This window comes from Kitasatospora putterlickiae (assembly GCF_039527695.1).
GTDB lineage: Bacteria > Actinomycetota > Actinomycetes > Streptomycetales > Streptomycetaceae > Kitasatospora > Kitasatospora putterlickiae.
The window spans coordinates 11,028-15,063 of sequence record NZ_BAAAKJ010000119.1; the positions used below are offsets into that span (position 1 = coordinate 11,028).

Genomic DNA, 4,036 nt, shown 5'->3' on the forward strand with positions numbered 1-4,036 from the left:
CTGCTCGCCGTCCGTCCGACCGGCGCCCGGTCGCGCGCCGCCGGTGGTCGCACCCTCCTCGCGGGGCGTTTCGTCCTCGCCGCCCGCCGTGCTGCTCTCGTGCACTTCCGGCCCTTCAGCCTTGGTGGTGGTCGGATTTCACCGGGGTGGCGCCCGCCGCGTGCGCGGGAGCCAGCCGTCGGATGAAGTCCTGGGCGGTCGAGAATATTTCCGCCGCGTCGTGGTCCAGCGTCGCGACGTGGTAGCTGCGCTGGCACAGCCGCTCCGTCACGTCGGTCGAGGATATCCGGGCCAGCACCAGCTCGGAGTTGGCCGCGGAGACCACGTGGTCCTGCGGGCTGCGGAAGAGCAGCACCGGCTGGGTCACCTGCGGCAGCCGCGCCTGGACGTCCTTCCACAGCCGGGCCAGCGACCAGGCGGCGTGCAGCGGCGTCCGGTCGTAGCCCAGCTCGACCGCGCCGGGCCGGGCGATGTCGTTGGCGACCCCGGGCAGGCTGGGGACGAGGTGGCGCAGCACCGGCAGAATGACACTCGCGGGGTTGTCCGAGCGCACCGACGGGTTGACCAGCACCAGTCCGGCGACCGCGGGACCGTGCAGCGCGGCCAGCCGCAGCGCCAGGCCGCCGCCCATCGACAGCCCGAGGACGAACACCCGCTCGCACCGCGCCGTCAGGTCCAGCAGCTCCCGCTCGACCTCGGCGTACCAGTCCTCCCAGCGGGTCCGCTGCATGTCCTGCCAGCGGGTGCCGTGGCCCGGCAGCAGCGGCAGCGCGACGGTGTACCCGGCGGCGGCGAGGTCCTCCGCCCACGGCCGCAGCGACTGCGGCGAGCCGGTGAACCCGTGGCAGAGCAGGACGCCCACCGGCCCGCCCCGGTGGCGGTACGGTTCGGCGCCGGGCAGCAGCGGCATGGCGGACTCCTTCGCGGGCGAGGACGCTGGAGGGTGACGCTGTACGTGCGGGGCGTGCGGGGCGTGCGGGCGGACCGGACGGATCGGGAGGCTGCGGAATTCGCATCGTCCCACGTGCCCGCCCGCTCCGTACACCCCCGCCGGGAACCGGGCCCGACGCCCCGTCACCGAGGGGGCCGGACACCCCGCCGGGGCGGGGCGGGGCACGGGCTGACGCCGCGGGGCATTAGGATCGACCGGTCCGCAATACAGGAGGCCCGGGTTGTTCTACCGACTGATGAAGTTGATCGTCGCGCCGCTGCTGCGGATCTTCTTCCGGCCGTGGATCGAGGGTGAGGAGAACATCCCGGCCGAGGGTGCCGCGATCATCGCGAGCAACCACCTCTCCTTCTCGGACTCCTTCTTCTTCCCCGCGCTGATCAAGCGGCGGGTGACGTTCATCGCCAAGGCCGAGTACTTCACCACGCCGGGCATCAAGGGCCGGCTGACCGCCGCCTTCTTCAAGGGCGTCGGCCAGCTCCCGGTGGACCGCTCGGGCGTGCGCGGCGCCGGCGAGGCGGCGATCCGTTCGGCGATCGCCGTGCTGGACCGCGGCGAGCTGTTCGGCGTCTACCCGGAGGGCACCCGCTCGCCCGACGGCAAGCTCTACCGGGGCAAGGTCGGCGGCCTGGCCCGGGTCGCGCTGGCGACCGGCGCGCCGGTCATCCCGGTCGCGATGATCGACACCGAGAAGGTGCAGCCGCCCGGCCAGGTGGTCCCGAACTTCGGCATCCGCCCGGGCATCCGGATCGGCCGCCCGCTGGACTTCTCCCGCTACCACGGCATGGAGAACGACCGCTTCATCCTCCGTTCGGTGACGGACGAGGTGATGTACGAGATCATGCGGCTCTCCGGCCAGGAGTACGTGGACGTCTACGCCACGGCCGCCAAGCGGCAGATCGCCGAGGACAAGAAGAAGGCCGACGCCGAGCGCAAGGCCGTCCAGAAGGCCGAGCAGGCCGCCGCCAAGGCCGAGAAGGCCGAGGAGAAGGCGGAGGCGGAGAAGGCGGCCGGAGCGGAGAAGTCCGAGCAGGAGCGGTAGGAGGGGACCGGGTCGGCCCGAGACGGGGCCGGCCGGGTACCGGGGGAGGACGGCAGGCATGATGGACGGCGGCAGAACCGGGACCGGCCCGGGCGCGGTCGGCGCGGCGGTGGCGGCGGGCGGCATGTCCGTCGAACTGCCGCTCTGGCGGGCGATCTCGCTCTTCCGGGTGCTGGCGCTCTGCTACGCGCTGCTCCGCTACTTCGACTCCTACCTCGCGTTCGTGCACCCGGTCGCCGGCTGGATCTACCTCGGCGCGCTGACTCTCTGGACGCTCGCCTCCACCCGGGCCTTCTCCGGCCCGCAGCGCTGCACCTGGTACGTGCTCGCCACCGACCTCGTCCTCGTGGTCACCGGCATCGTGATGAGCGGCATGATCGACGAGCCGTCCCGGATCAGCCGCGGCGCGCCGACCCTGCCCACCATCTGGGCGGCGGGCACGGTGCTCGGCTTCGCCGGCCGGGGCGGCTGGCGCTGGGCGGCGGCCGCCGGGTCGGTGATCGGGGTGGCCAACATCCTCGGCCACGGCGGTCCGACCGGCGACAACGTCCACAACATCGTGCTGCTGATGCTGGCCGGCTGCGCGATCGGCTACGTCATGGAGCTCGCCCGGGCCAGTGAGGCGACGCTCACCCGGGCGCTCCAGGTCGAGGCGGCCACCCGGGAGCGCGAGCGGCTCTCCCGGGACATCCACGACGGCGTGCTGCAGGTGCTCGCGCTGGTCCAGCGCCGGGGCACCGAGGTTTCGCCGGGCACCTCCCCGGCCGGTTCCGCCGCCGGTGCGGACCTCGCCGAGCTGGGGCGGCTGGCGGGCGAGCAGGAGCGTGCCCTGCGCGCGCTGATGAGCGGCGGCCCGCTGCCCGCCCAGCGCGAGACCGGGCGGCCGGAGCGCCCGCAGGACCTGCGCACCCTGCTCGCCCCGTACGCCGACGAGCGGGTCACGCTGTCCGCCCCCGGCACCCCGGTGCTGCTGCCCGCCCCGGCCGCCGGTGAGCTGGCCGCGGCCGTCGGCGCCGCGGTGGACAACGTCCGCACCCACGCCGGACCCGCGGCGCGTGCCTGGATCCTGGTGGAGGACGAGCCGCAGGCCGTCACCGTCTCGATCCGCGACGACGGTCCGGGCTTCGCGCCCGGGCGGCTCGGCGAGGCGGAGCGGGCCGGCCGGCTCGGCGTCTCCCAGTCGATCCGCGGCCGGCTGCGGGACCTCGGCGGGACGGCCGAGCTGTACTCGGCGCCCGGCGAGGGCGTCGAGGTGGAGCTGCGGGTCCCGCGCGCCGGTTCCGACGCCCCGGCCGGCCTGCTGTGACAGCGGCCCGAGCCGACTCCTCCTCCGAAAGGGCCCCGAGCATGACCACCCAGCAGCCGATCGACCAGCAGGCGCCCGCCGAGCGGCCGGTGCGGGTCATGGTGGTGGACGACCACCCGATGTGGCGCGACGCCGTCTCCCGCGACCTCGCCGAGGCCGGTCTGGACGTGGTGGCCACGGCCGGTGACGGCGAGGAGGCCGTCCGCCGGGCCCGCGCCTGTACCCCGCAGGTCGTGGTGCTCGACCTCAACCTGCCCGGACTGTCCGGCGCCGAGGTCTGCCGCCAGGTGGTCGCGCACGACCCGACGGTGCGGGTCCTGGTGCTCTCCGCGAGCGGCGAGCACGCGGACGTGCTGGAGGCGGTGAAGTCCGGCGCGACCGGCTACCTGGTCAAGTCGGCCGGCCGGGAGGAGCTGCTGGACGCGGTGCGCCGCACGGCCGTCGGCGACGCGGTGTTCACCCCGGGCCTGGCCGGCCTGGTGCTCGGCGAGTTCCGCCGGCTGGCCGCCGAGCCGCCCGCGCCGGCCGCGCCGGTCGTCCCGCAGCTGACCGCCCGGGAGACCGAGGTGCTGCGGATGGTCGCCAAGGGCCTGTCGTACAAGCAGATCGCCGACCGGCTGGTGCTGTCGCACCGCACGGTGCAGAACCACGTCCAGAACACCCTGGGCAAGCTCCAGCTGCACAACCGGGTCGAGCTGGTCCGTTACGCGATCGAGCAGGGGCTGGACGACGAGATCTG

Annotated in this window: 4 protein-coding genes; 3 read left to right on the top strand and 1 reads right to left on the bottom strand. The window is 74.4% G+C overall.

The window, feature by feature from the left end; all coding sequences use genetic code 11:
• Window positions 1-115: 115 nt before the first annotated feature.
• Complete coding sequence (locus ABD308_RS12445) at window positions 116-910, bottom strand: alpha/beta hydrolase (RefSeq protein WP_344332721.1); 795 nt, start codon at window positions 908-910, stop codon at window positions 116-118.
• A 277-nt stretch (window positions 911-1,187) separates the two neighbouring features.
• Between ABD308_RS12445 and ABD308_RS12450 the strand changes: the two genes are divergently transcribed.
• The 3 genes from ABD308_RS12450 to ABD308_RS12460 all read left to right on the top strand — a co-directional run.
• Complete coding sequence (locus ABD308_RS12450; protein WP_425554751.1) at window positions 1,188-1,991, top strand: lysophospholipid acyltransferase family protein; 804 nt, start codon at window positions 1,188-1,190, stop codon at window positions 1,989-1,991.
• Window positions 1,992-2,049: 58 nt separating this feature from the next.
• Window positions 2,050-3,297, top strand: a complete 1,248-nt coding sequence (gene macS / locus ABD308_RS12455) for a MacS family sensor histidine kinase (RefSeq protein ID WP_425554750.1) — start codon at window positions 2,050-2,052, stop codon at window positions 3,295-3,297.
• A 41-nt stretch (window positions 3,298-3,338) separates the two neighbouring features.
• Window positions 3,339-4,036, top strand: a 698-nt coding sequence (locus ABD308_RS12460) for a response regulator (RefSeq protein WP_344332723.1), incomplete at its 3' end; no start/stop codon positions are given.